Origin of the sequence: Geodermatophilus arenarius, from assembly GCF_042654585.1 — a bacterium.
Lineage (GTDB): Bacteria > Actinomycetota > Actinomycetes > Mycobacteriales > Geodermatophilaceae > Geodermatophilus > Geodermatophilus arenarius.
The window spans coordinates 1-24,024 of sequence record NZ_JBHSGR010000024.1; the positions used below are offsets into that span (position 1 = coordinate 1).

The 24,024-nt window shown below is 74.1% G+C and carries 27 protein-coding genes; 22 read left to right on the plus strand and 5 right to left on the minus strand.

The features are described 5' to 3' along the window. From rho to ACFO3M_RS18950, 18 genes are all read left to right on the plus strand, one after another. Positions 1–1,433: transcription termination factor Rho (gene rho, locus ACFO3M_RS18865; RefSeq protein ID WP_387992430.1), on the plus strand; the 1,433-nt coding region annotated here is incomplete at its 5' end. 145 nt (positions 1,434–1,578) lie between these two features. Then, complete coding sequence (gene rpmE / locus ACFO3M_RS18870) at positions 1,579–1,803, plus strand: 50S ribosomal protein L31 (protein ID WP_387992433.1); 225 nt, start codon at positions 1,579–1,581, stop codon at positions 1,801–1,803. Positions 1,804–1,890: 87 nt separating this feature from the next. Beyond that, entirely contained in the window at positions 1,891–2,970 is a 1,080-nt protein-coding gene (prfA, locus tag ACFO3M_RS18875; protein ID WP_387992436.1) for a peptide chain release factor 1, read from the plus strand. 11 nt (positions 2,971–2,981) lie between these two features. Further along, complete coding sequence (gene prmC, locus ACFO3M_RS18880) at positions 2,982–3,830, plus strand: peptide chain release factor N(5)-glutamine methyltransferase (RefSeq protein ID WP_387992648.1); 849 nt, start codon at positions 2,982–2,984, stop codon at positions 3,828–3,830. A gap of 6 nt (positions 3,831–3,836) precedes the next feature. Next, positions 3,837–4,478, plus strand: a complete 642-nt coding sequence (locus ACFO3M_RS18885; protein ID WP_387992439.1) for an L-threonylcarbamoyladenylate synthase — start codon at positions 3,837–3,839, stop codon at positions 4,476–4,478. Positions 4,479–4,649: 171 nt separating this feature from the next. Then, positions 4,650–5,954 carry a glycosyltransferase family 4 protein gene (locus tag ACFO3M_RS18890; RefSeq protein WP_387992442.1) on the plus strand — a complete coding sequence of 435 codons (1,305 nt, stop codon included), beginning with the start codon at positions 4,650–4,652 and terminating at the stop codon, positions 5,952–5,954. Beyond that, on the plus strand, positions 5,951–6,427 hold the full coding sequence (locus ACFO3M_RS18895; protein ID WP_387992445.1) for a hypothetical protein: 477 nt from the start codon (positions 5,951–5,953) through the stop codon (positions 6,425–6,427). Before ACFO3M_RS18890 ends, ACFO3M_RS18895 begins: the two co-directional genes overlap by 4 nt. 115 nt (positions 6,428–6,542) lie before the next feature. Next, positions 6,543–6,767 (plus strand): AtpZ/AtpI family protein, encoded by a 225-nt coding sequence (locus ACFO3M_RS18900; protein WP_387992448.1) that lies wholly within the window; start codon positions 6,543–6,545, stop codon positions 6,765–6,767. After that, positions 6,764–7,594 (plus strand): F0F1 ATP synthase subunit A, encoded by an 831-nt coding sequence (gene atpB / locus ACFO3M_RS18905; RefSeq protein WP_387992450.1) that lies wholly within the window; start codon positions 6,764–6,766, stop codon positions 7,592–7,594. The genes ACFO3M_RS18900 and atpB overlap by 4 nt, the downstream gene beginning before the upstream one ends. Before the next feature lie 97 nt (positions 7,595–7,691). Further along, a complete protein-coding gene (gene atpE / locus ACFO3M_RS18910) occupies positions 7,692–7,919 on the plus strand; it encodes an ATP synthase F0 subunit C (RefSeq protein WP_387992453.1) in 228 nt (75 codons plus the stop codon). Positions 7,920–7,965: 46 nt separating this feature from the next. Continuing rightward, positions 7,966–8,550, plus strand: coding sequence for a F0F1 ATP synthase subunit B (locus tag ACFO3M_RS18915; RefSeq protein WP_387992455.1), 585 nt, complete (start codon positions 7,966–7,968; stop codon positions 8,548–8,550). Then, on the plus strand, positions 8,550–9,368 hold the full coding sequence (locus ACFO3M_RS18920) for a F0F1 ATP synthase subunit delta (protein WP_387992458.1): 819 nt from the start codon (positions 8,550–8,552) through the stop codon (positions 9,366–9,368). The genes ACFO3M_RS18915 and ACFO3M_RS18920 overlap by 1 nt, the downstream gene beginning before the upstream one ends. A gap of 56 nt (positions 9,369–9,424) precedes the next feature. Next, complete coding sequence (atpA, locus tag ACFO3M_RS18925) at positions 9,425–11,056, plus strand: F0F1 ATP synthase subunit alpha (protein WP_387992461.1); 1,632 nt, start codon at positions 9,425–9,427, stop codon at positions 11,054–11,056. A 3-nt stretch (positions 11,057–11,059) separates the two neighbouring features. Then, positions 11,060–12,028, plus strand: coding sequence for a F0F1 ATP synthase subunit gamma (locus ACFO3M_RS18930; protein WP_387992464.1), 969 nt, complete (start codon positions 11,060–11,062; stop codon positions 12,026–12,028). A gap of 64 nt (positions 12,029–12,092) precedes the next feature. Next, the gene (atpD, locus tag ACFO3M_RS18935; protein ID WP_387992467.1) at positions 12,093–13,529 is read left to right on the plus strand and encodes a F0F1 ATP synthase subunit beta; all 1,437 of its coding nucleotides are present in this window, start codon (positions 12,093–12,095) and stop codon (positions 13,527–13,529) included. A gap of 287 nt (positions 13,530–13,816) precedes the next feature. Beyond that, positions 13,817–14,041 (plus strand): hypothetical protein, encoded by a 225-nt coding sequence (locus ACFO3M_RS18940; RefSeq protein WP_387992470.1) that lies wholly within the window; start codon positions 13,817–13,819, stop codon positions 14,039–14,041. A 153-nt stretch (positions 14,042–14,194) separates the two neighbouring features. Continuing rightward, positions 14,195–14,584, plus strand: a complete 390-nt coding sequence (locus ACFO3M_RS18945) for a F0F1 ATP synthase subunit epsilon (protein WP_387992473.1) — start codon at positions 14,195–14,197, stop codon at positions 14,582–14,584. Between the two features lie 31 nt (positions 14,585–14,615). Beyond that, positions 14,616–15,017: a DUF2550 domain-containing protein gene (locus tag ACFO3M_RS18950; protein ID WP_387992476.1), complete on the plus strand. Its 402-nt coding sequence runs from the start codon at positions 14,616–14,618 to the stop codon at positions 15,015–15,017. A gap of 9 nt (positions 15,018–15,026) precedes the next feature. On the opposite strand, the gene ACFO3M_RS18955 is transcribed toward ACFO3M_RS18950, so the two are convergent. After that, complete coding sequence (locus ACFO3M_RS18955; RefSeq protein ID WP_387992479.1) at positions 15,027–15,629, minus strand: cob(I)yrinic acid a,c-diamide adenosyltransferase; 603 nt, start codon at positions 15,627–15,629, stop codon at positions 15,027–15,029. 89 nt (positions 15,630–15,718) lie between these two features. Here ACFO3M_RS18955 and murA point away from each other — a divergent pair, with 89 nt between their 5' ends. Continuing rightward, the gene (gene murA, locus ACFO3M_RS18960) at positions 15,719–17,005 is read left to right on the plus strand and encodes a UDP-N-acetylglucosamine 1-carboxyvinyltransferase (RefSeq protein ID WP_387992482.1); all 1,287 of its coding nucleotides are present in this window, start codon (positions 15,719–15,721) and stop codon (positions 17,003–17,005) included. Positions 17,006–17,018: 13 nt separating this feature from the next. Here the strand turns inward: murA and ACFO3M_RS18965 are convergent, their stop codons facing one another. Then, on the minus strand, positions 17,019–17,351 hold the full coding sequence (locus tag ACFO3M_RS18965) for a hypothetical protein (protein ID WP_387992485.1): 333 nt from the start codon (positions 17,349–17,351) through the stop codon (positions 17,019–17,021). A gap of 126 nt (positions 17,352–17,477) precedes the next feature. On the opposite strand from ACFO3M_RS18965, the gene ACFO3M_RS18970 reads away from it, so the two are divergent. Continuing rightward, positions 17,478–19,496: a protein meaA gene (locus ACFO3M_RS18970; RefSeq protein WP_387992488.1), complete on the plus strand. Its 2,019-nt coding sequence runs from the start codon at positions 17,478–17,480 to the stop codon at positions 19,494–19,496. Positions 19,497–19,561: 65 nt separating this feature from the next. On the opposite strand, the gene ACFO3M_RS18975 is transcribed toward ACFO3M_RS18970, so the two are convergent. After that, the gene (locus ACFO3M_RS18975; RefSeq protein ID WP_387992491.1) at positions 19,562–20,758 is read right to left on the minus strand and encodes a sensor domain-containing phosphodiesterase; all 1,197 of its coding nucleotides are present in this window, start codon (positions 20,756–20,758) and stop codon (positions 19,562–19,564) included. Between the two features lie 60 nt (positions 20,759–20,818). Continuing rightward, complete coding sequence (locus ACFO3M_RS18980) at positions 20,819–21,544, minus strand: YqjF family protein (RefSeq protein WP_387992494.1); 726 nt, start codon at positions 21,542–21,544, stop codon at positions 20,819–20,821. A 59-nt stretch (positions 21,545–21,603) separates the two neighbouring features. Between ACFO3M_RS18980 and ACFO3M_RS18985 the strand changes: the two genes are divergently transcribed. After that, complete coding sequence (locus ACFO3M_RS18985) at positions 21,604–22,377, plus strand: enoyl-CoA hydratase-related protein (protein ID WP_387992497.1); 774 nt, start codon at positions 21,604–21,606, stop codon at positions 22,375–22,377. A gap of 7 nt (positions 22,378–22,384) precedes the next feature. Here ACFO3M_RS18985 and ACFO3M_RS18990 read toward each other — a convergent pair whose 3' ends face one another. Beyond that, on the minus strand, positions 22,385–23,221 hold the full coding sequence (locus ACFO3M_RS18990) for a hypothetical protein (RefSeq protein WP_387992500.1): 837 nt from the start codon (positions 23,219–23,221) through the stop codon (positions 22,385–22,387). Positions 23,222–23,286: 65 nt separating this feature from the next. Here ACFO3M_RS18990 and nucS point away from each other — a divergent pair, with 65 nt between their 5' ends. Continuing rightward, positions 23,287–23,958, plus strand: coding sequence for an endonuclease NucS (gene nucS / locus ACFO3M_RS18995; protein ID WP_387992502.1), 672 nt, complete (start codon positions 23,287–23,289; stop codon positions 23,956–23,958). The last annotated feature ends 66 nt before the right edge of the window (positions 23,959–24,024 follow it).

Here is a 24,024-nt window from a genome sequence, read left to right on the forward strand (position 1 = left end):
GCGACGGCGACCGCGCCGAGCGCGGCAACCGCGACGGGCAGCGCGACGGCAACCGCGAGAGCCAGCGCGATGGCCAGCGCGACGGGCGCGGCCCCGACCGCGGCGAGCGCACCGACCGCAACGCCCGGCCGAACGACCGCACCGACCGGAACGACCGCGCGGACAACCGCAACGACGAGGACGACGACGACTTCGAGGGCGGCCGCGGCCGTCGCGGGCGCCGCTACCGGGACCGCAACCGCCGCAACGGCCGGGACCGCTTCGACCAGCCCAGCGAGCCGACGGTCAGCGAGGACGACGTCCTGCTGCCGGTCGCCGGCATCCTCGACGTCCTGGACAACTACGCGTTCGTCCGGACCTCGGGGTACCTGACCGGCCCCAACGACGTCTACGTGTCGCTGTCCCAGGTGCGCCGGCACGGCCTGCGCCGCGGTGACGCGATCACCGGCGCGGTCCGCCAGCCGCGCGAGGGCGAGCGCAAGGACAAGTACAACGCGCTGGTCCGCCTCGACTCGGTCAACGGCCTGGACCCCGAGCAGGCACGCAACCGGCCGGAGTTCACCAAGCTGACCCCGCTCTACCCGCAGGAGCGGCTGCGGCTGGAGACCGACCCGCACCAGCTGACCACCCGGGTCATCGACCTGGTCATGCCGATCGGCAAGGGGCAGCGCGCGCTCATCGTGTCGCCGCCCAAGGCCGGCAAGACGATGGTGCTGCAGGCGATCGCCAACGCGATCACCACGAACAACCCCGAGTGCCACCTCATGGTCGTCCTCGTCGACGAGCGGCCCGAGGAGGTCACCGACATGCAGCGCTCGGTGAAGGGCGAGGTCATCGCCTCGACCTTCGACCGGCCGCCGTCGGACCACACCACCGTCGCGGAGCTGTCGATCGAGCGCGCCAAGCGCCTGGTCGAGATGGGCCACGACGTCGTCGTCCTGCTGGACTCGATCACCCGCCTGGGCCGCGCCTACAACCTGGCCGCCCCCGCCAGCGGGCGGATCCTGTCCGGCGGTGTCGACTCGACGGCGCTCTACCCGCCCAAGCGCTTCCTCGGGGCCGCCCGCAACATCGAGAACGGCGGCTCGCTGACCATCCTCGCGTCGGCGCTGGTCGAGACCGGCTCGACGATGGACACGGTCATCTTCGAGGAGTTCAAGGGCACGGGGAACGCGGAGATCAAGCTCGACCGCCGGCTGGCGGACAAGCGGGTCTTCCCGGCCGTCGACGTCAACGCGTCGGGCACCCGCAAGGAGGAGATCCTCCTCTCGCCCGACGAGCTGGCCATCGTCATCAAGCTGCGCCGGGTGCTCGCCGCGCTCGAGCCGCAGCAGGCGCTGGAGCTGCTGCTCGACAAGCTGCGCAAGACGCGCAACAACGTCGAGTTCCTCATGCAGATCCAGAAGACGACGCTCGGCCCCGAGCGCGACTGACGCACCGCCCGCCGCCGCGCTCGGCCGATCGGGGATACTGGTCGGCCGAGCCCCGCGCCAGCGCGCCGAGCAGGGCCGGAATGACCGGCCGGCCGCCGGCGTTCACGACAACAGCACCGAGACGTCCCCGGAAGAGGCCCGCATCATGAAGTCCGGTATCCACCCCGACTACCACACCACCACGGTGACCTGTGGGTGTGGGAACACCTTCACCACCCGCAGCACCGCCCCCGGCGGCACGCTGACCGTCGAGACCTGCTCCGCCTGCCACCCCTTCTACACGGGCAAGCAGCGGATCCTCGACACCGGTGGCCGCGTGGCCCGCTTCGAGAAGCGGTTCGGCAAGCGCGGCGCCACCGCCGGCAAGTAGCACCCCCGACGGCGCCCGTCCCACCTCGCGTGGGACGGGCGCCGTCGTCGTGTCCACCCCCGCTCCACTCCGCACGAGAGGTACGCCATGAGCAGCCCGACCGACGCCGCGCCCGACCGGCTGCGCGGGCTGCTCGAGGAGCACGCCGCGCTGGAGACGGAGCTCGCCGACCCCGCGGTGCACGCCGACGCCGGCCGCGCCCGGCGCCTGGGCCGCCGCTACGCCCAGCTCGCGCCCGTGGTGGAGACCGCCCGCGCGCTCGACACCGCCCGCGACGACCTCGACGCCGCCCGCGAGCTGGCCGCCGAGGACCCCTCCTTCGCCGAGGAGGCCCGCGGCCTCGAGACCCGCATCGACGAGCTCACCGACCGGCTGCGCGAGCTGCTGCTCCCGAAGGACCCCGACGACGACAAGGACGTCATCCTCGAGATCAAGGCGGGGGAGGGCGGCGCGGAGTCCGCGCTGTTCGCCGGCGACCTGCTGCGCATGTACCTGCGCTACGCCGAGCGCCGCGGCTGGGCCACCGAGGTCCTCGACGCCGTCCCCGCCGAGCTCGGCGGCTACAAGGACGTCTCGATCGCGGTGAAGTCCCGCACCGACGAGGGCATCTGGTCGCGGCTGAAGTTCGAGGGCGGCGTCCACCGGGTGCAGCGGGTGCCGGTCACCGAGTCGCAGGGCCGGATCCACACCTCCGCCGTCGGCGTCCTCGTGCTGCCCGAGGCGGAGGAGGTCGACGTCACCGTCGACCCGAACGACCTGCGCATCGACGTCTTCCGCTCGTCCGGCCCCGGCGGGCAGAGCGTGAACACCACCGACTCCGCCGTCCGCATCACCCACCTGCCCACCGGCATCGTGGTCAGCTCGCAGAACGAGAAGAGCCAGCTGCAGAACCGCGAGTCGGCGCTGCGGGTGCTCCGCTCGCGGCTGCTGGCCGCCGCCCGCGAGGAGGCCGCGGCCACCGCCAGCGACCAGCGCCGCAGCCAGGTCCGCACGGTCGACCGCAGCGAGCGGGTGCGCACCTACAACTTCCCGGAGAGCCGCATCTCCGACCACCGGGTCGGCTTCAAGGCCCACAACCTCGACGCCGTCCTCGACGGCGAGCTCGACCCGGTCATCGACGCGCTCACCCGCGCGCACACCGCCGAGCTGCTGGCGGCCGGGTCCTGAACACCCGCACGCTGCTCGCCGGCGCCGCCCGCCGCCTGGCCGAGGCCGGCGTCGAGTCGCCCCGCGTGGACGCCGAGCTGCTGCTCGCCCACGTCCTCGGCGCCACCCGGACGGCACTGCTCACCCTCGACGACGTCGACGACGACGCCGCCGCCCGCTTCGCCGCGCTGCTCGACCAGCGGGCCGCCCGCGTCCCGCTGCAGCACCTCACCGGCCGGGCGCCGTTCCGCCACCTCGAGCTCGCCGTCGGCCCCGGCGTGTTCGTGCCCCGGCCCGAGACCGAGCAGCTCGTCGAGTGGGCGCTGGCGCGGCTGGCCGGCGTCGACGAGCCGGTCGTCGTCGACCTGGGCAGCGGGTCCGGCGCGATCGCGCTGTCGATCGCGCACGAGCACCCCGGCGCGCGGGTCACCGCCGTCGAGCGCGACCCGCAGGCGATCGAGTGGACCCGCCACAACGCCGGCCTGCGCGCCGCGGCAGGGGACCGGCCGGTCACCGTGCTCGCCGGCGACATGACCGACCCGGGCCTGCTGCGCGACCTCGACGGCACCGTCGACCTCGTCGTCTCCAACCCGCCCTACGTCCCCGACGGCGCGCGGGTGCCGCGGGAGGTCGTCGACCACGACCCGCCGCTGGCGCTGTGGGGCGGCCCGGACGGACTCGACGTCGTCCGCGGGCTGCTGACGACGGCGGCCCGGCTGCTGCGCCCCGGCGGCGGGCTGGGCGTCGAGCACGCCGACGCGCAGGGGAGTGCGCTGCCCGCGCTGGTGCGCGGCACCGGCGACTTCACCGCCGTCGCGGACCACCCCGACCTCGCCGGGAGGCCGCGGTTCACGACCGCCGTCCGGGCTGGGGGAGACTGACCGCCCGTGGCCGACCTCTACGACTGCACCGACCCCGAGCAGCGCGCCGCGGGTCTCGCCGCCGCCGCCGCCGCGATCGCCCGCGGCGAGCTGGTCCTGCTGCCCACCGACACCGTCTACGGCGTCGGCGCCGACGCGTTCTCGCCCGCCGCGGTCTCCGGCCTGCTGGCGGCGAAGAACCGCGGCCGCGCCATGCCGGTCCCCGTGCTGATCGGGGAGGCCTCGACGATGGCCGGGCTGACCATGAGCGTGCCCCGGGTGGCGCAGCGGCTGGCCGAGGCCTTCTGGCCGGGCGGGCTGACCCTCGTCGTCGAGCACGCGCCGTCGCTGGCCTGGGACCTCGGCGACGCCGAGGGGACGGTCGCCGTCCGCCTCCCCGACGACGACGTCGCCCGCGACCTGCTGCGCCGCACCGGCCCGCTCGCCGTGTCCAGCGCCAACCGCTCCGGCCGGCCCGCCGCCACGAACGCGCAGGAGGCGGACGCGCAGCTCGGCGAGCACGCCGCGGTCGTCCTCGACGGCGGCCCGCGCGCGGGCTCGGCGGCCAGCACGATCGTCGACTGCACCGGCCCGGTGCCGCGCGTGCTGCGGGTGGGCGCGGTGCCGGTCGAGCGGCTGCGCGAGGTCGTGCCCGAGGTCACGGACTAGGGCCCCGTCGCCGGCGGCTGCGGATCCCGCTCCGTCCGGTGACGGGGGGATACCGTGGGGGTACCGCCAGTCCCGTCCGCCCGCCGCCTCGCCCCCGGGAGCCCCGTCGCGATGAGCACGCCCGCCGCGCGCCCGGCCGGGACCGCGCGCGGTCCGCACGGGGGCTGAGCCGTGCGCGAGTACGCCGTCGTCCTGCTGACCGCGGGCCTGGTCACCTTCCTGGCCACGCCGGTGGTGCGGATCGCGGCGGTGCGGCTGCGGATGATGGCCGCCCCCCGCGAGCGCGACGTGCACGTCATCCCCACCCCGCGCGGCGGCGGCGTGGCCATGTACCTCGGGGTCGCGGCGGCGGTGCTGGTGGCCACCCGGCTGCCCGCCCTGCAGCGCACCTTCGACGACTCGCAGACCGCCGCCGTCCTCGTCGCCGGCGGGCTCATCTGCCTGCTCGGCGTGCTCGACGACAAGTTCGGCCTCGACGCGCTCACCAAGCTCACCGGCCAGATCGCCGCCGCCGGCGTCATGGTGCTGCTCGGTGTCCAGCTGGCGTTCCTGTTCCTGCCGGTCGCCGACATCGGGACCATCTCCTTCGGCCCGGACGTCGGCGTGCCGCTGACCATCCTGCTGACCGTCCTCACGGTCAACGCGCTCAACTTCATCGACGGCCTCGACGGGCTGGCCGCGGGCGTCTCGGCCATCGCGGCGCTGGCCTTCTTCGCCTACAGCTACAACCTCAGCCGGGTCGGCTACGACGAGGTCGCCAGCGCCCCGGCCCTCGTGACGGCGGTGCTCGCCGGCGCCTGCCTGGGCTTCCTGCCGCACAACTTCAGCCCGGCGCGCATCTTCATGGGCGACTCCGGGTCGATGCTCGTGGGGCTGATGCTCTCGGCCGCCGCGGTGAGCGCCACCGGCCGGGTCGACGCCCAGTCCTTCGACTCCGCGGCCAGCCTCCTGCCGCTGGCCCTGCCGCTGCTGGTGCCGATCGCGGTGCTCTTCATCCCGTTCGTCGACCTGCTCCTCGCGGTGGTCCGCCGCACCCGGCGCGGGCAGTCGCCGTTCTCGCCGGACAAGATGCACCTGCACCACCGGCTGCTGTCCATCGGACACTCGCACCGCCGGGCGGTGCTGACCATGTACTTCTGGGCGGCTCTCCTGTCCTTCGGCGCGGTGGCCCTGTCGGTCACCGGCGGGACGGTCGAGCTGCTCGTCGTGATCGGGGTGCTGCTCGTCGTGGGTGTCGTCGTCGTCCTCGCCCCGCACGCCCGGCGTGCCGCCCGCGAGGCCCGGGCCGCCGAGATCGCCGAGCAGCGCCGCCGCAGCCGCGCCGCCCACCCGACCGCGCGGGCGCACCGCGCCGGGCGCCGGTCCCCGGAGCCGGCGACGCCCGCGCCGCCCCCGGTGCCGGCCGCCGCACCTGCCCCGGCGCCGCCGACGCCGTCCGCCCCCCGTGCGGCCGGCGCCGGCCAGGGGCTGCGGTGAGCGCGCCCCGCCCGGCCCCGCAGGTCCCGTGGGACCTGTCGTTCCTCAAGGTCGGCACGCTGGTCACCGGCACGGTCGCGGTCGTCGCCGCGCTGGTGGCCGGGCTGGTCGCCGGGTGGGCCGACGCGGTCGGGGTGCTGGTCGGAGCCCTGGTCGTGACGGCGTTCTTCGTCCTCTCCGGTGTGGTCATCGCCTGGGCCGGGCGGGTCGACGACACCTTCACGCTGCCGGCCGCCCTGGGCACCTTCTTCGTCAAGGCGGTCGTGCTGTTCGGCATCCTCAACGCGCTGCCGGAGGACGGCTGGCTCGACCGGCGGACCCTCGCGTGGGCGGTGGTCGTGGGGGCCCTGCTGTGGAGCGGCGTGCAGCTGCGGTGGGTCTGGACCCGTCCGCTGTACTACGTCACGCCGCCCGCGCCACCCGGTCAGGCGACGGTCCCCCCGGCACCGGGAGGCGCCCCCACGCCCGGCTGATAGTGTCCCGGCGATGGCCGAGGACGACCCCACCCGTGGGGAGCCCCGGCCCCGACCTGCGCGACCAGCCCCTCGGGGCAGCGGTGCCGAGACCGGCTGGGCCGTCATCGGGACCATGATCTCCGGGATGGCCGTGTGGGGCGGTGCCGGGTGGTTGCTCGACCGGTGGTTGGACACGCGGGTGTTCCTGCCGGTCGGGATCCTCCTCGGCATCTCGGCGGCCATCTACCTGGTCGTCAAACGGTTCGGCGGGCTGCCACCAGACCCTGGTGCACCCGAGCAGGGCAACACCCCGGGCGGACGACGGAGCCGGCCCAGGACGCAGAAGGGACCACGGTGACCTCCAGCGCCCTCGCGCTCACGGACGTGCTCGCCGCCGAGGGCGGCGGGTCCGGCGACGGCTTCCAGGCCCCCGGCCTGAGCGAGTTCTACCCGGAGCCCCTCGCCGAGTTCTCGCTGCTCGGCATCGACTTCGAGATCACGCGCATCACGCTCGGCCTGTGGTTCGCCACGCTGGCGATGCTCGTCTTCATGGTCCTCACGGTCCGCAGGCCGCAGATCGTGCCGGGCAAGATGCAGTTCATCGGCGAGAGCGGCTACTCGCTGGTCCGGGACGGGATCGCCCGCGACGTCGTCGGCCCCAAGGGGATCCCCTTCGCGCCGTTCCTCGCGTCGCTGTTCTTCTTCATCCTCGCGAACAACCTGATGGCGATCCTGCCGCTGGCGCAGATCTCCCCCATGTCGCGGTTCGCGTTCCCGCTGGTCCTCGCCGGCATCTGCTGGGTGCTCTACATCTACATCGGCATCCGCGAGCAGGGCGCCGGCCGCTACTTCAAGGACATCCTGTTCCTGCCCGGCGTGCCCAAGCCGATGTACGTCCTGGTCACGCCGATCGAGATCCTGCAGAACTTCATCGTCCGGCCCTTCACGCTCGCCGTCCGGCTCTTCGCGAACATGTTCGCCGGCCACATGCTGCTGGTGGTCTTCTCCCTCGGCGCGGTCTACCTGTTCAGCCGGGACAACTTCTCGATCGTCTTCGGCCCGATCTCGGCGCTGATGGCGATCGTCATGACCTTCTTCGAACTGCTGGTCATCTTCCTGCAGGCCTACGTCTTCACCGTGCTGATGGGGACCTACCTCAACGGCTCGATCGAGGCCGAGCACTGACCGGCTGAGCGCGCACCTCCCGGACCGCACCACCCCCCCAAGACCCCCGCAAGCCGCCCGGAGACACCGGGCGACGACACAGGAGGAACACCCCGTCATGGATCTTCTGGCTGAGCTGTCCGGCAGCATCGGCTCCGTGGGCTACGGCCTCGCCGCCATCGGCCCGGGCATCGGCGTCGGCATCGTGTGGGCCGCCTACATCCAGGCCACCGCCCGGCAGCCCGAGTCGGCCGGCCTGACCCGTACCTACGCGTTCCTCGGGTTCGCGCTCTCCGAGGCGCTCGCGCTCATCGGCTTCGTCGTCCCCTTCGTCTTCGGCACCTGATCCGCGCCCGCGGGCCGGCACCGACTGAGACAGGGACACTGAGACCATGAGAATCCTCGCAGCGGAGGAAGCCCACAACCCGCTGATCCCGCCGCTGGGCGAGATCGTCATCGGGCTGATCGCGTTCGCGATCGTCATGCTGGTCTTCTTCCGGTTCATCGCCCCGCGCTTCGAGCAGGTCTTCCGGGCCCGCCGCGAGGCCATCGAGGGTGGCATCGAGCGGGCGGAGGCCATGCAGGCCGAGGCCAAGGCCGCGCTGGAGCAGTACCGCGCCCAGCTGGCCGAGGCACGCACCGAGGCCGCGCAGATCCGGGACCAGGCCCGGGCCGAGGGCCAGCAGATCCTCGAGGAGCTGCGGGCCCAGGCGCAGGAGGAGTCGGCGCGCATCGTCGCCCGCGGCGAGGAGCAGCTGGCCAGCTCGCGCCAGTCGGTCATCAACGAGCTGCGCGGCCAGATCGGCACGCTGGCCGTCGACCTCGCCGGCCGCGTGGTGGGGGAGTCCCTGGAGGACGAGGCCCGGCGCCGCGGCACCGTCGACCGGTTCCTCGACCAGCTCGACGGCATGGCCGGCGGTGCGGCGGGCAACGGCCGCACCGGCAGCACGGTGTTCGTCCCCGGCGGCGACCGCTGATGGACGCCTCCAGCCGGGAGGCGCTCGCGGTCAGCCGCGAGCGCCTCGCCGCGACGACGGCCGGTGCCGCCGGCCCGGGCCTGCTGGCCCTGGCCGACGAGCTGTTCGCCGTCGCGCGGCTGCTCGACGGCAACGTCGCGCTGCGCCGGGCCCTGTCCGACCCGGCGGCCAAGCCGGCCGACCGGGCCGGACTGGCCCGCCGGATCCTCGGCGGGCGGGTCTCCGAGGCCGCCGTCGACCTGGTCGAGACCGTCGCCCGCCAGCGGTGGTCGCGGCCGCTGGACCTGGTCGAGGCCGCCGAGACCCTGGCCACCGAGGCCTCGCTGGACGCCGCCGAGGCGCGTGGCGAGCTCGAGGGTGTCGAGGACGAGCTGTTCCGCTTCGGCCGGATCGTCGGCGGCGACCCGGGGCTGTCCCGCATCCTCTCCGACGACGCGGCACCGGCCGAGGGGCGCGCGGCGCTGCTCGACCGGCTCCTGTCGGGCCGGGTCAGCCCGGTCACCGAGCAGCTGCTGCGGAACTCGCTGACCGTCCGGCACGTCGGTAACGCGGAGAACCGGGTCGAGCGGCTGTCCGTGGCCGCTTCCGCCCGGCGCGGCCGCTCGGTCGCCCACGTCACGACGGCGGTGCCGCTGACCGCGACGCAGGAGCAGCGGCTGCGCGACGTGCTCGGCCGGATCTACGGGCGGACGATCGGCCTGCAGGTGACGGTCGACCCCGAGGTGCTCGGCGGCCTGGTCGTGCGCGTCGGTGACGAGGTCATCGACGGCAGCATCGCCAACCGGCTCGAGTCCGCCGGCCGCCGGCTCGCCGGCTGACCCGCCCCACCCCAGACCACAGACAGCACGACCCAGCAGGGAAGAGGACGCGTGCCATGGCCGAGCTGACGATCTCCGCAGACGAGATCCGCAGTGCCATCCAGAACTACGTCACCGAGTACTCCCCGGACGTGTCCCGGGAGGAGGTCGGGATCGTCACCGAGGCCGGCGACGGCATCGCCCGGGTCGAGGGCCTGCCCTCGGTCATGACCAACGAGCTGCTCGAGTTCGAGAGCGGCGTCCGCGGTCTCGCGCTGAACCTCGACGTCCGCGAGGTCGGCGTCGTCATCCTCGGTGACTTCGCCGGCATCGAGGAGGGCCAGCAGGTCCGCCGCACCGGCGAGGTCCTGTCGGTGCCGGTCGGCGACGGCTACCTCGGCCGCGTCGTCGACCCGCTCGGCAACCCGATCGACGGCGGCGGCGAGATCGCCACCACCGGCCGCCGCGCGCTGGAGCTGCAGGCCCCCACCGTCGTCCAGCGCAAGTCGGTGCACGAGCCGCTGCAGACCGGGATCAAGGCCATCGACGCCATGACCCCGATCGGCCGCGGGCAGCGCCAGCTGGTCATCGGCGACCGCCAGACCGGCAAGACGGCGATCGTGCTCGACACGATCATCAACCAGAAGCAGGCCTGGGCGACCGGCGACCCGAAGCAGCAGGTCCGCTGCATCTACGTCGCCGTCGGCCAGAAGGGCTCCACGATCGCGGCGATCCGCGCCTCCCTCGAGGAGGCCGGCGCGATGGAGTACACGACCATCGTCGCCGCTCCCGCGTCGGAGGCCGCCGGCTTCAAGTACATCGCCCCCTACACCGGCTCGGCCATCGGCCAGCACTGGATGTACGAGGGCAAGCACGTCCTGATCGTCTTCGACGACCTGTCCAAGCAGGCCGAGGCCTATCGCGCGGTCTCGCTGCTGCTGCGCCGCCCGCCGGGCCGCGAGGCGTACCCGGGTGACGTCTTCTACCTCCACTCCCGGCTGCTGGAGCGCTGCGCCAAGCTCTCCGACGACCTGGGCGCCGGGTCGATGACGGGTCTCCCGCTCATCGAGACCAAGGGCAACGACGTGTCGGCCTACATCCCGACCAACGTCATCTCGATCACCGACGGGCAGATCTTCCTCGAGACCGGTCTGTTCAACTCCGGTGTCCGCCCGGCCATCAACGTGGGCATCTCGGTGTCCCGGGTCGGCGGCTCGGCGCAGATCAAGGCGATGAAGTCGGTCGCCGGCCGCCTGCGCCTGGACCTGGCCCAGTACCGCGAGCTCGAGGCGTTCGCCTCGTTCGCCTCGGACCTGGACGCCTCCAGCCGGGCCACCCTCGACCGCGGCCAGCGCCTGGTGGAGCTGCTCAAGCAGGGCCAGTACCAGCCGTACCCGGTCGAGCGCGAGGTCGTCTCGTTGTGGCTGGGCACCACCGGCAAGCTCGACCGCGTGCCGGTGTCCGACGTCCGCCGGTTCGAGTCGGAGTTCCTCGACTACATCGGCCGCGGCGAGAGCGGCGTCTACGACGAGATCCGCACCTCGCGGGCCCTCGGCGACGACGCGGTGAGCAGCCTCGAGCGCGCCGTCGAGAGCTTCTACCAGCAGTTCACGACCTCCGACGGCACCTCGCTGGTCAACGAGCCCGAGGCCGAGGCCATGGACGCGTCCGAGCGTGGCCAGGAGCGCGTCCAGGTCAAGAAGGCCTGACCGGTGGCCGGTTCCCTCCGCGCGCTGCGGCGCCGCATCCGCTCCACCCAGTCGACGAAGAAGATCTTCTCGGCCCAGGAGCTGATCGCCGGCGCCCGCATCGTGCGCGCCCAGGCCCGGGTGGAGGCGTCCAAGCCGTACGCCCGGGAGATCACCCGGGTCCTGTCCGCGCTGGCGTCGTCCGCCTCGCTCGAGCACCCGCTGCTCACCGAGCGGCAGTCGACCCGGCGGGCCGCGGTGCTGGTGGTCACCTCCGACCGCGGGTTCGCCGGCTCGTACAACGTCAACGTGCTGCGGCGCACCGAGGAGCTGCTGTCGCTGCTGCGGCAGGAGGGCAAGGAGCCGCAGGTCTACGTCATCGGCCGCAAGGGGGAGACCTACTACTCCTTCCGCAACCGGCCGGTGGTGCAGACCTTCACCGGGTTCTCCGAGCAGCCGGCCTACACCGACGCCCAGGAGGTCGGGCGCGTCCTCATCGACGCGTTCACCGCCGGGGCCGACGACGCCGACGGCGCGGGTCCTGACGGCGTGGCCGGCGTGGACGAGCTGCACATCGTCTACACCGAGTTCCGGTCGCTGCTCGCGCAGGTCCCGGTCGCCAAGCGGCTGGCCCCGCTGGAGGTCGAGGAGGTCGAGGAGTTCGACTTCGAGCGGGAGGACCGCGAGGCCGGGCGCACCGGCGACTCCGGGGTCCCCACCTCGTACGAGTTCGAGCCCTCGCCCGACGCGCTGCTCGACGCGCTGCTGCCGAAGTACGTCACCACCCGCATCTACGCGGCGCTGCTCGAGGCCGCGGCCTCGGAGTCGGCGTCGCGGCGGCGGGCGATGAAGTCGGCCTCGGACAACGCCGAGGAGCTGGCGAAGAGCCTCTCCCGCCAGGCCAACCAGGCGCGCCAGGCCGAGATCACCCAGGAGATCAGCGAGATCGTCGGTGGCGCCGACGCGCTGGTCGCAGCCAACGCCGACGACTGACCACCCCGGCCCCCGCCCGAGGCGGGGGCCGGGCCTCCGATCCACCTGACCGAGGAGCCCCCTCATGACCGTCACCGAGGACCGTCCGACCACCCAGGCGACAGGCCGCGTCGTCCGGGTCACCGGGCCGGTCGTCGACGTCGAGTTCCCGCGCGACGCGATGCCCGACCTGTTCAACGCCCTCCGGGTCGACGTCGCGCTCGCCGACCTGAGCAAGACGCTGACCCTCGAGGTCGCCCAGCACCTGGGCGACAACGTGGTCCGCACCATCTCCATGCAGCCCACCGACGGCCTGGTCCGCGGCGCCGCGGTCAGCGACACCGGCGCCTCGATCAGCGTGCCGGTCGGCGACGTCACCAAGGGCCACGTTTTCAACGCCCTCGGCGACTGCCTGGACGCCCCCGGCCACGGCGCCGACGCCCCGCACTGGTCGATCCACCGGCACGCGCCGCGGTTCGACCAGCTCGAGGGCCGCACCGAGCTGCTCGAGACCGGCATCAAGGTCATCGACCTGCTCACCCCGTACGTGGCCGGCGGGAAGATCGGCCTGTTCGGCGGTGCCGGCGTGGGCAAGACCGTGCTGATCCAGGAGATGATCCGCCGGGTCGCCCAGGAGTTCGGTGGCGTGTCGGTGTTCGCCGGCGTCGGCGAGCGCACCCGCGAGGGCAACGACCTCATCACCGAGATGACCGAGTCCGGCGTCATCGAGTCCACCGCGCTGGTCTTCGGCCAGATGGACGAGCCGCCGGGCACCCGGCTGCGGGTGGCGCTGTCGGCGCTGACGATGGCGGAGTACTTCCGCGACGAGCAGAACCAGGACGTGCTGCTCTTCATCGACAACATCTTCCGGTTCACCCAGGCCGGGTCCGAGGTGTCCACGCTGCTGGGCCGCATGCCCTCCGCCGTGGGTTACCAGCCGACCCTCGCCGACGAGATGGGCGAGCTGCAGGAGCGGATCACCTCGACGCGGGGTCACTCGATCACCTCGCTGCAGGCGATCTACGTGCCCGCCGACGACATCACCGACCCGGCGCCGCACACCACGTTCGCCCACCTCGACGCGACGACGGTGCTCTCCCGGCCGATCTCGGAGAAGGGCATCTACCCGGCCGTCGACCCGCTCGACTCCACCAGCCGGATCCTCGACCCGCAGTACGTCGGCCAGGACCACTACCAGGTCGCGCAGACGGTCAAGCAGATCCTCCAGCGCTACCAGGAGCTGCAGGACATCATCGCGATCCTCGGCATCGACGAGCTCTCCGAGGAGGACAAGGTCACCGTGCAGCGCGCACGGCGGATCGAGCGGTTCCTCTCGCAGAACATGTTCGTGGCCGAGGCCTTCACCGGTCAGCCGGGCTCGTTCGTGCCGCTGTCGGAGACCCTCGAGGCCTTCAAGGCGCTCACCGAGGGCAACTACGACCACGTGCCCGAGCAGGCCTTCTTCATGTGCGGTGGGCTCGAGGACCTCGAGCGCAACGCGGAGAAGCTCAAGCGCGGCTGAGGAAGGACCCGTCCTCCTCGCCCCTCGCACGCTCGGGGTGAGCCTCTGGACGGGACCACACCACACCACGTCACGGCCGGGTGTCCCTGCGGGGACGCCCGGCCGTCGTGCGTCCGGGTACCCCTCGTGTGAAGGACCGGTCACACACGGTCGGGACCGGCCCGGGCGTGGCGCGCCGGGGGGTTGACGCACCCGCGCTCGTGGGCAGGTGCCTTCCCGGGTGCACCTCGAGAGCGGGAGCCTTGCTGCCGATCGGACAGGTGGCGCCCGGAGGGACCGGACGCGCGGTGTGGGAGAAGACCATGGAGTGGCTGGACGCGACCAGCACCGACGGCACGGTGACCCGGCTGCCGGCCGGGACCGCCGATCCCGGGTGGACCTGGCCGCCGACGTCCGTACCGCACGTGCACGACATCGCCTACGACACCGAGGAGTGGGCACCCGCCTCGACGGTGCGCCACCCGTGGGTCCGCGTCGGCCGCTGGACCCTGCTCTACCGTCGCGCCGCCTGACGGAGGACCGGGTCCGCCGCCCGGCCGGGTGACCGCCGGGCGGCCCGCGCCGGGTGGTCCGGGTCCCGCGGCTAGAGTGGGCGACGACCGTCGCCGTGCCCGTTTTCCGGCCGGCGTCCCAGCACCGCCCGTCGGTGGACCCGGAGGAGTGTCGTGGCGACCCTGCAGGTCGAGTTGGTGGCCGTCGAGCGGACCATCTGGTCCGGTGAGGCGAGCATGGTCATCGCCCGCACGACCGAGGGCGAGATCGGCGTCCTGCCCGGCCACGCCCCGCTACTCGGTGAGCTCGCCCCCGGTGGCGTCGTCACCGTCCGGACGACCGAGGGCCCGGACATGGTCGTCGCCGCCCACGGCGGCTTCCTGTCGGTGACGCCCAAGGGCGTGTCCATCCTCGCCGAGACCGCGGAGATCTCCTCCGAGATCGACGTCGAGCGGGCCCGCGAGGCGCTGCGCCGCGCCGAGTCCGCCGGCGACGACCCCGAGGCCCTCGCCGCCGCCCGCCGCGCCCAGTCCCGCCTGCGGGCCGCCGGACAGGCCGACTGACCCGACCGGACCCCGCCCGCCCCGGCCGACGGTGACCACCGCCCTGCTCGTCCTCGCCGGGGTGCTGGTCGTCGTCCTGGTGGTCGCCTTCCTCATCCGACGCCGGCTGCTGCTCTCCGGCCTCGGCGCGGTGACGATGTGGCTGCGCCCGGTCGGCAGCTCCCGGTGGTCGGTGGGCGTCGCCTGGTACGGGGGAGAGGCGCTGCTCTGGTACCGGGCGCTGTCGCTGTCGGTCCGCCCGCAGCAGCGGCTGTGCCGCACGGAGGTGCAGGTCGAGGGCCGGCGGCCCCCGGGCCGGGACGACGTCGCCCTGCCCGACGACGCCGTCGTCCTGACCTGCGCCACCGGCGCCGGCCGCAAGGAGCTGGCCATGGACCCCTCCACGGTGACGGGGTTCCTCTCCTGGGTGGAGTCGGCCCCGCCCGTGCACTAGGGGCCTGAGTCAGCCCTGCGCGGCCCGCTGGGCGTGGACGCCGCTGTGCGCCCCGGGCTCCCACAGGACGTCGCCGCCGGGGTTGGCCTCGCGGGCGAGGATGAACAGCAGGTCCGAGAGCCGGTTGAGGTAGCGGGCGGTCTCCGGGTTGGTGCGCTCGCCGTCGGCCTCCAGCAGCGCCCACACGCTGCGCTCGGCCCGCCGGACGACCACCCGCGCCTGGTGCAGCAGCGCCGCCAGCGGCGTCCCGCCGGGCAGCACGAAGCTGGTCAGCGTCGGCAGCGCCTCGTTGTGCTCGTCGCAGGCCGCCTCCAGCCGCTCGGTGTAGGCGGCGGTCACCCGCAGCGGCGGGTGCGCGGGGTCGGGCACCACGGGCGTGGACAGGTCGGCGCCGACGTCGAACAGGTCGTTCTGCACGCTGCGCACGAGCTCGACCAGCTCGGGCGACGGCGCGCCCAGCGCCAGGGCCACGCCGAGCACGCTGTTGGCCTCGTCGACGTCGGCGTAGGCGACCAGCCGCGGGTCGGTCTTGGCCACCCGGCTCATGTCGCCCAGGTGCGTCTGCCCGGCGTCACCGGTCTTCGTGTAGATGCGGGTGAGCCGGACCGTCATGGTCGCCCAGCCTAGGCGCTGCTGCGGGCGCGCCCACCGGCCTGGGACGCTGCCCGGAGCCGCCCGCGCACGCGCCGTAGGGTGGTCGGGTGCAGTGCTTCGAGGTGACCGGCGGCACCGCCCTCAGGGGCCGGGTACGGGTCACGGGGGCGAAGAACAGCGCCCTCAAGCTCATGGCGGCCGCGCTCCTGGCCTCCGGGCGGACGACGATCGACGAGGTCCCCGACATCCTCGACGTCGCGATCATGAGCGAGGTGCTGCGCCGGCTCGGCTGCGGCGTCGGCTACGAGCGCTCGGGGCAGCCCGGGGGCGGCGGCCGGGTCGTCGTCGACGTGCCGGAGGACCCCGCCACCGAGACCGACTACGACCTGGTCCGCAAGATGCGCGCCTCGATCAGCGTGCTCGGCCCGCTGGTCGCCCGCTGCGGCAGCGCCCGGGTGGCGCTGCCCGGCGGCGACGCGATCGGCTCCCGCGGGCTGGACATGCACATCTCCGGCCTGGAGCGGCTCGGCGCCTCGATCCACAGCGAGCACGGCTTCCTCGTCGCCTCCGCGCCGCGGCTGGTGGGCACCTCGATCTGGCTGGACTTCCCGTCGGTCGGCGCCACGGAGAACCTGCTCATGGCCGCGGTCCTGGCCGAGGGGACGACGGTCATCGACAACGCCGCCCGCGAGCCGGAGATCGTCGACATCTGCTCGATGCTCACCGCGATGGGCGCCCGCATCGACGGCGCGGGCACCTCCACGCTCACCGTCGAGGGCGTCGACGCGCTGTCGCCGGTGACCTACTCGACGGTGCCCGACCGCATCGTCGCCGGGACGTGGGCGATCGGCGCGGTGATGACCCGCGGCGACGTCGTCGTCGAGCGGGCCGTCCCCGACCACCTCGCCGTCCCGCTGGACAAGCTGGTCAGCGCCGGCGCCACCGTGGAGGTCGTCGAGAACGGCGTCCGGATCGCCATGGACGAGCGGCCGCGCGGGGTCGACGTCGTCACGCTGCCGTTCCCCGGGTTCCCGACCGACCTGCAGCCGATGGCGGTCGCGCTGGCCGCGGTGTCTACCGGCACGGCCCTGATCACCGAGAACGTGTTCGAGGGCCGGTTCATGTTCGTCAACGAGCTGGTGCGCCTGGGCGCCGACGTGCGCATCGACGGCCACCACGCCGTCGTGCGCGGGCGGGAGCGGCTGTCGTCGGCGCCCGTGGTGGCCACCGACATCCGCGCCGGCGCCGGGCTGGTGCTGGCCGGGCTGCTGTCCGACGGCGTCACCGAGGTGCAGGACGTGCACCACGTCGACCGCGGCTACCCCGACTTCGTCGAGCAGCTGCGCGGCCTGGGCGTGCAGATCGAGCGCGTCGAGCGCCCGGGCGACCTCTGAGCCCGCGGGAGGGCTACGCCGCGGGGAAGGAGGACGCGAGCGCCCGGGCGCGGGCGGCGTCCTCGGGGAAGACCAGCACGTCGGCGCGGTGCGCCTCGGGGAAGCGGACCGTCGAGCGGATCCCGGCGTCGGAGAGCACCGCGCGCAGCGCGAGCGCCGACTCGCGGCGGGACAGCGTGGCGACCCGCGTGAGCAGACCGTCGTCGGTGGGTGGGGGACGGCGCCGGCGCACGCCCCCGGTGGGGCTCCCGCCGAAGGCCCAGCGCATGAAGAGGGCCAGCAGCACCATGACGACGATCGCGATGACCGGCCCGGCGATGTAGCTCAGACTGCCCGGCTGCAGCACGGCGCCTCCCCTCGGCGGGCGGCGTCCGGGCCTCTCCCGGCCCGGTCGCACACGACCGAGTGTGCCACCGCGGGGCTCCCGGACCGGTGCTGCTACTGGCCGGTAACACCCCTACACTCCGCTGGCATGCCGTTCCCTTCATCGCCGAAGGAGCGCGACCGTCCCTGGGTCATGCGCACCTACGCCGGCCACTCCTCGCCGGCCGAGTCCAACGCGCTCTACCGCCGGAACCTGGCGAAGGGGCAGACCGGCCTGTCGGTCGCCTTCGACCTGCCGACGCAGACCGGCTACGACCCCGACGACGAGCTCGCCGTCGGTGAGGTCGGCAAGGTCGGCGTCCCGGTGACGCACATCGGCGACATGCGGGCGCTGTTCGACGGCATCCCGCTCGACGAGATGAACACGTCGATGACGATCAACGCCACCGCCATGTGGCTGCTCGCGCTCTACCAGGCGGTCGCCGAGGAGCACGGGCACGACGTCGCGAAGCTCGCCGGGACGACGCAGAACGACATCATCAAGGAGTACCTGTCGCGGGGGACCTACGTGTTCCCGCCCGGGCCCTCGATGCGGCTGATCACCGACATGGTCGCCTACACGGTGACGGCGATGCCGAAGTGGAACCCGATCAACATCTGCAGCTACCACCTGCAGGAGGCCGGGGCGACGCCGGTGCAGGAGATCGCCTACGCGATGAGCACCGCGATCGCCGTCCTGGACTCGGTGCGCGACTCCGGCCAGGTGCCGCAGGAGCGCTTCGGCGAGGTGGTCGCGCGCATCTCCTTCTTCGTCAACGCGGGCGTCCGCTTCGTCGAGGAGATGTGCAAGATGCGCGCCTTCACCCAGCTCTGGGACGAGCTGACGCAGGAGCGCTACGGCGTGCAGGACCCCAGGCACCGCCGCTTCCGCTACGGCGTGCAGGTCAACTCCCTGGGCCTGACCGAGGCGCAGCCGGAGAACAACGTGCAGCGGATCGTGCTGGAGATGCTCGCGGTCACGCTGTCCAGGGACGCCCGCGCCCGCGCGGTGCAGCTGCCGGCGTGGAACGAGGCGCTGGGCCTGCCCCGGCCGTGGGACCAGCAGTGGTCGCTGCGGCTGCAGCAGGTGCTCGCCTACGAGACCGACCTGCTCGAGTACGACGACCTGTTCACCGGGTCGGTCGTCGTGGAGCGGAAGGTGTCCGAGCTGGTCGAGGGCGCCCGCGCCGAGATCGCCCGGGTGCAGGAGATGGGCGGGGCGGTGGCCGCCGTCGAGTCCGGCTACATGAAGGGGCAGCTCGTCGCCTCGCTGGCCGAGCGGCGGCGCCGGATGGAGAACGGCGAGGACGTCGTCGTCGGCGTCAACCGGTTCGAGGGCACCGAGCCCAACCCGCTGCTGGCCGACCTCGACGCCGCCATCCAGGTCGTCGACCCCGCCGTCGAGAACGCCGCCCAGGAGGCGGTGCGGAAGTGGCGGGCCGAGCGCGACCCGGCGCCGGTGGAGGCCGCGCTGGCCGCGCTGCGGGAGGCCGCCGGCAGCGACGTCAACCTCATGGAGGCGACCCTGCAGTGCGCCCGGGCGGGCGTGACGACGGGGGAGTGGGCGGGCGTGCTGCGCGAGGTGTTCGGCGAGTACCGCGCCCCCACCGGCGTGGCCGCGGCCACCGGCGGCGGCGAGGCCGACGAGACGCTGGCGCGGGTCCGCGAGCGGGTGCGCGCCACCGGCGAGGAGCTCGGCGGGCGGCTGCGGTTCCTGGTCGGCAAGCCCGGCCTCGACGGGCACTCCAACGGCGCGGAGCAGATCGCCGTCCGCGCCCGCGACGCCGGCTTCGAGGTGGTCTACCAGGGCATCCGGCTCACGCCCGCGCAGATCGTCTCGGCCGCGATCGAGGAGGACGTGCACGTCGTCGGGCTGTCGGTGCTCTCCGGCTCGCACCTGCAGGTGGTGCCGGCGGTGCTGCGGGGCCTGCAGGAGGCCGGCCTGGACGACGTCCCGGTCGTCGTCGGCGGGATCATCCCCGACAGCGACGCCCGCCGGCTGCGCGAGCAGGGCGTGGCCCGGGTGTTCACGCCGAAGGACTTCGGGCTCACCGACATCATGGGCCAGGTCGTGGACGTGGTCCGCGAGGCGAACGGCCTCGACGAGCGGGTGCCCGCCTCCGTCTGAGCCGCCGGCCCGGCCCCGTCCAGCGCACCGCCCCGAGCCCGCGAGGGGGAGGGCGGGGTCCTCGCTCAGGAGATCGGCGCCGGCCGGCCGAACAGGTGGCCCTGGCCGTAGCGGACGCCGCGGGAGAGCAGGGCGTCGCGCTCGGCGGTGGTCTCGATGCCCTCGGCCACCAGCGTGGCGCCGGTGTCGGCGGCGAAGGCCACCATCGCCGCGGTCATCGCCTGCCGCGCCGGGTCGACGTCGACCCCGCTGACCAGCGCGATGTCGAGCTTGATGGTGTCCGGCCGCAGCCGCAGGATGTGCCGCAGGCTCGCGTAGCCGGCGCCGGCGTCGTCGATGCTGAGCCGGATCCCGGCCGCCCGCAGCGGCGCCAGCGCGCCCAGGACCGGCCCGTAGTCCGCGATCGGGCTGTGCTCGGTGATCTCCACGGTCAGCGCCGTCCGCCGGACGCCCTCGAGGAGCGCCTCGCCGACCTCGGGGGCGAGCAGCGCCTCGGGGGAGAGGTTGACCGCCAGCCGCAGGCCCCGCGGCAGCCGGTCCCCGGCCTCCAGGGCGGCGTGCACGGCCAGCAGCTCCAGCTCCACGCCCAGGCCGACGACCGCGGCGTCGGCGAACAGCGTCGCCGGGCTGCCCTCGCTGCCGGGGAAGCGGGACAGCGCCTCGTGCGCGACGACGGTGCCGCTGTGCATGTCGACGACCGGCTGGACGTGCACCTCCACCGCGCGCCGCTCCAGGACGTCGCAGACCCGCGCGTGCCGGGCGGCCAGCTCGGTCTGGGCGGCCTCCTCGGCGGTCAGCCGCTCGCCGATCAGCTCGGCGAGCATCTCCACCGTCCGCACCGACGAGCCGTCCAGCTGCTCGCCGGCGTCCCGGCTGATGCAGCACAGCATCCCGAGGGGGCGCCGGTCCCCGCCGCGCACCGGGGCGCCGACGTAGGAGCCGATCCCCAGCTGCCGGGTGACCGCGAGCTCGCGGGTGACCGGGTTGCGGTCGGCGCCGGTGACCACCGGCGGCAGCTGGCCGGACAGCACCCGCACGCAGAAGGACTCCTCGAGCGGCATCGACATGCCCTCGGAGACGTTCATGGCGCCGAGCTCGCCGGTGGCCGAGGCGATCTCCTGGCGGTCCTCGGTGAACACCGACAGCCAGGCGACGTCCATCCCGAGCCGGGCGCGCGCGAGGTCGAGCAGGCGGTGCACCCAGTCCTCGTCGGCGTCGTCGGTCGTCGGGCCGGCGGTCGCCACGGGCTGCGGTGCTCCCACCCGGGCAGTGTCGCGGCTGTGCGCCGTCTTGCCCAGGGGGTTGCGGAACGGCTCCGTGCGTCAGACCCGGGGGCCGAAGCGGACGTCGACGCCGGGGGAGAACAGCACGCTGTCCGGCGGGCCGCCGACGCCGGGCAGCCCGGCCGCGGCGAGCAGGTCGCCGTCCCAGGTCAGGAGCTCGGCGCGGTGCAGCGGCCAGGCCGGGTGCTCGTTGGGCCAGTAGCGCGTGCGGCCCCGGCTCGTCTGGTGCAGCCCCCAGCGGCCGGTGAGGAAGCGCTCCAGCGGACCGGGCCGCTCCAGCCGCGGACCCACCCGCACCTCGATCCGGCCGCCGGCGCCGCGCGGCCCGGGCCAGCGCCGCCGGCTGGTGTAGGTCAGCAGGTCGCCGTCGCGGGTCAGGCGCATCCGCGACCACAGGTAGGGCAGCCCCGCGGCGCGGGCGACCAGGACCGGGAGCAGCCGGTCGGCGTCGAGGGACGCGAAGACGACGCCGCGCCGGCCCTCCCCGTCCACGGAGTACAGGCGCACGTTGGTCTCGAGGAACGAGCCGACGTAGGGCAGGCCGGGCGAGCCGAGGACGCCGATGCGGCGCATGCGGAAGGGCACCAGCCCCACCCAGCTGCGCCCGTCCGGGGTGGTGTCCGGCCGGGTGCCCGGCGGCAGCAGCGGCGCGACGACGTCCGGGTCGACCGCCCAGTGCAGGAAGGCGACGTCCCGCCAGCCCTGCGTGAACAGCGTCCGCCCGGCGGCGCGGGGCGCGGTGTCGGTGACCTCCTCGGCGTCCACCCCTCCAGCGTCCCCAGCCGCGTTGCCCCCGACCGGCCACCCGTGGTGAGGTCGGTCACGTGACCGCCGAGGGAGCTCCCCGCGTCGAGCGCGACGGCGACGTCGTCCGCATCACCATGTGCCGCCCGCAGCGGCGCAACGCGCTGTCCCGCGACCACCTCACCCAGCTGCTGGCCGCCGTCACCGACGCCGGCGGCAGCGACGCGGCGGGCATCGTCCTCGGCGCGGAGGGGCCGGTGTTCAGCGCCGGGCACGACTTCCGGGACGTCGTCGACCGGCCGGTGACCGAGGTCCGCAGCCTGCTCGCCCTGTGCACCGAGCTGGTGCAGACGCTGCAGGACGTGCCGCAGGTCGTCGTCGCGCGGGTGCACGCCCTGGCCACCGCCGCGGGCTGCCAGCTGGTCGCCTCCTGCGACCTCGCGGTGGCCGCGGAGTCGGCCGGCTTCGCCGCCCCGGGCGGGAAGGGCGGCTGGTTCTGCCACACGCCGATGGTGGCGATCGCCCGCAACGTCGGCCGCAAGCGGGCGATGGAGCTGGCGCTCACCGGCGACGTCATCGACGCGCGGACCGCGCTGGACTGGGGGCTGGTCAACCGGGTCGTTCCCGACGGCGAACTCGACGCCGCCGTCGACGAGCTCGTGGCCCGGGCCACCCGCGGCTCGCGGGCGAGCAAGGCGTGGGGCAAGCGGACGATGTACGCCCAGCTCGACCGGACCGAGCGGGACGCCTACGCCGTCGCCGTCGAGGTGATGGCGTCGGCCAGCCAGATCGACGGCGCCCGCGAGGGCATGCGGTCGTTCCTGGAGAAGCGCCCGCCGGCCTGGACCGACTGAGGCCGGGTCACCCGGTCAGGTCGGCGCAGCCGGTCTCGTGCGGGAGCACCGGCCGGAACGCGATCGACCAGCGGGCGCCGTCGGGGGTGGCCCACGGCGTGAGCACGTTCGCCGTCGCGGCGGCCGCGAGCACGTCGGCCGCCTGCTGCCCGGTGGCGCTCACGCAGGTCAGCCCGGCGCCCAGCGGCGTGCCGGGCAGCCCGGGACCCGGCCAGGCGACGTCGGGCTGGGGGAACTCCGGGTCGCCGCCGGTGTGGGGCTGGACCACCGCGGCGACCGTCTGCGGCACGTAGGACTCCGCCGGGCCCGCGGCGGCCAGGCCGGTGAGCTCGTCGACGAGGTCCTGCAGCCGCCCGCGGGCCTCGGCCTGCTCCGGGGTCAGCGACCCGTCGGGGGTCTCGGCCAGGGCGTACACCTCGCGGACCGCGGTGCCCTCGCCGGTGGTCAGGGTGATGCGGGTGGTGGGCGCGTCGGCGACCGGCGGCTCGCCGAGGTCGGCGTCCTCCGTCACCCCGGCGTCGACGGCGCGGTCGAGCAGGTCGCGGACGGTGGCCTCGCCGACCTCGGTCACCTGCACGTTCGGCAGCGCGGGCGAGGGCCAGATCTCGATCTGCGGACCCTCGGTGAACACCCGGCCGTCGCCGTAGACGGTGACCAGCGGCAGGCGGGTGGCCAGGTCCTCCGCGGGCACGAAGCCGCCGGTGTGCTCGACCTGCAGCACGGGCCCCGCGGGCAGGGGGTCGGGCGACGGCGCCGCGGCGTCGGTCCCGTCCTGCGCGCACCCGGCCAGCGCCAGCGCACCGGCCAGCAGCGCGGCCGCGCGCACCGTCGACGTCGTCGTCACGGTCCTGCGACGCGCGACCCGGCTCGGCGGTTCCCGTCGTGACCGGACCGGTACCGTCGGCCCCCGTGCGTCTGGTCATCGCCCGCTGCTCGGTCGACTACATCGGGCGGCTGACCGCCCACCTGCCCATGGCCTCGCGGCTGCTGCTGGTCAAGGCCGACGGCTCGGTGTCGGTGCACGCCGACGACCGCGCCTACAAGCCGCTGAACTGGATGAGCCCGCCGTGCACGCTCCGGGACGAGCTCGTCGACGGGTCCGGCACCTGGACGGTCACCAACAAGGCCGGTGAGCAGCTGGTCATCACCATCGAGTCGGTCGAGCACGACTCCGCGCACGAGCTGGGCGTGGACCCCGGCCTGCAGAAGGACGGCGTCGAGGCCGAGCTGCAGCGGCTGCTCGCGCTGCACGTGGAGACCTTCGGGCAGGGCTGGTCGCTGGTCCGCCGCGAGTACCCGACGGCGATCGGCCCGGTCGACCTGCTCTGCCGCGACGCCGACGGGCGCACCGTCGCCGTGGAGGTCAAGCGGCGCGGCGAGATCGACGGCGTCGAGCAGCTGACCCGCTACCTCGAGCTGCTCAACCGCGACCCCCTGCTGGCCCCGGTCAAGGGCGTGTTCGCCGCGCAGGAGATCAAGCCGCAGGCGCGGGTGCTCGCCGGCGACCGCGGCATCGAGTGCGTGACCGTCGACTACGCCGTCCTCAAGGGCACCGACGACCCCACCCAGCGCCTGTTCTGAGACCGCCACCCACCGCGTGAGGACCCCGTCCTCCCCACCCTTCGCGAGCTCGGGGCGGCACCCTGG

Bases quoted from the DNA above. Each gene is read 5' to 3' on its own strand.
- atpD (WP_387992467.1), top strand. From the start codon at position 12,093: ATGACCGTCACCGAGGACCGTCCGACCACCCAGGCGACAGGCCGCGTC.
- ACFO3M_RS18970 (WP_387992488.1), top strand. From the start codon at position 17,478: ATGCCGTTCCCTTCATCGCCGAAGGAGCGCGACCGTCCCTGGGTCATG.
- atpA (WP_387992461.1), top strand. From the start codon at position 9,425: ATGGCCGAGCTGACGATCTCCGCAGACGAGATCCGCAGTGCCATCCAG.
- ACFO3M_RS18955 (WP_387992479.1), bottom strand. From the start codon at position 15,629: ATGACGGTCCGGCTCACCCGCATCTACACGAAGACCGGTGACGCCGGG.
- ACFO3M_RS18920 (WP_387992458.1), top strand. From the start codon at position 8,550: ATGGACGCCTCCAGCCGGGAGGCGCTCGCGGTCAGCCGCGAGCGCCTC.
- prfA (WP_387992436.1), top strand. From the start codon at position 1,891: ATGAGCAGCCCGACCGACGCCGCGCCCGACCGGCTGCGCGGGCTGCTC.
- ACFO3M_RS18915 (WP_387992455.1), top strand. From the start codon at position 7,966: ATGAGAATCCTCGCAGCGGAGGAAGCCCACAACCCGCTGATCCCGCCG.
- atpE (WP_387992453.1), top strand. From the start codon at position 7,692: ATGGATCTTCTGGCTGAGCTGTCCGGCAGCATCGGCTCCGTGGGCTAC.
- rpmE (WP_387992433.1), top strand. From the start codon at position 1,579: ATGAAGTCCGGTATCCACCCCGACTACCACACCACCACGGTGACCTGT.
- ACFO3M_RS18900 (WP_387992448.1), top strand. From the start codon at position 6,543: ATGATCTCCGGGATGGCCGTGTGGGGCGGTGCCGGGTGGTTGCTCGAC.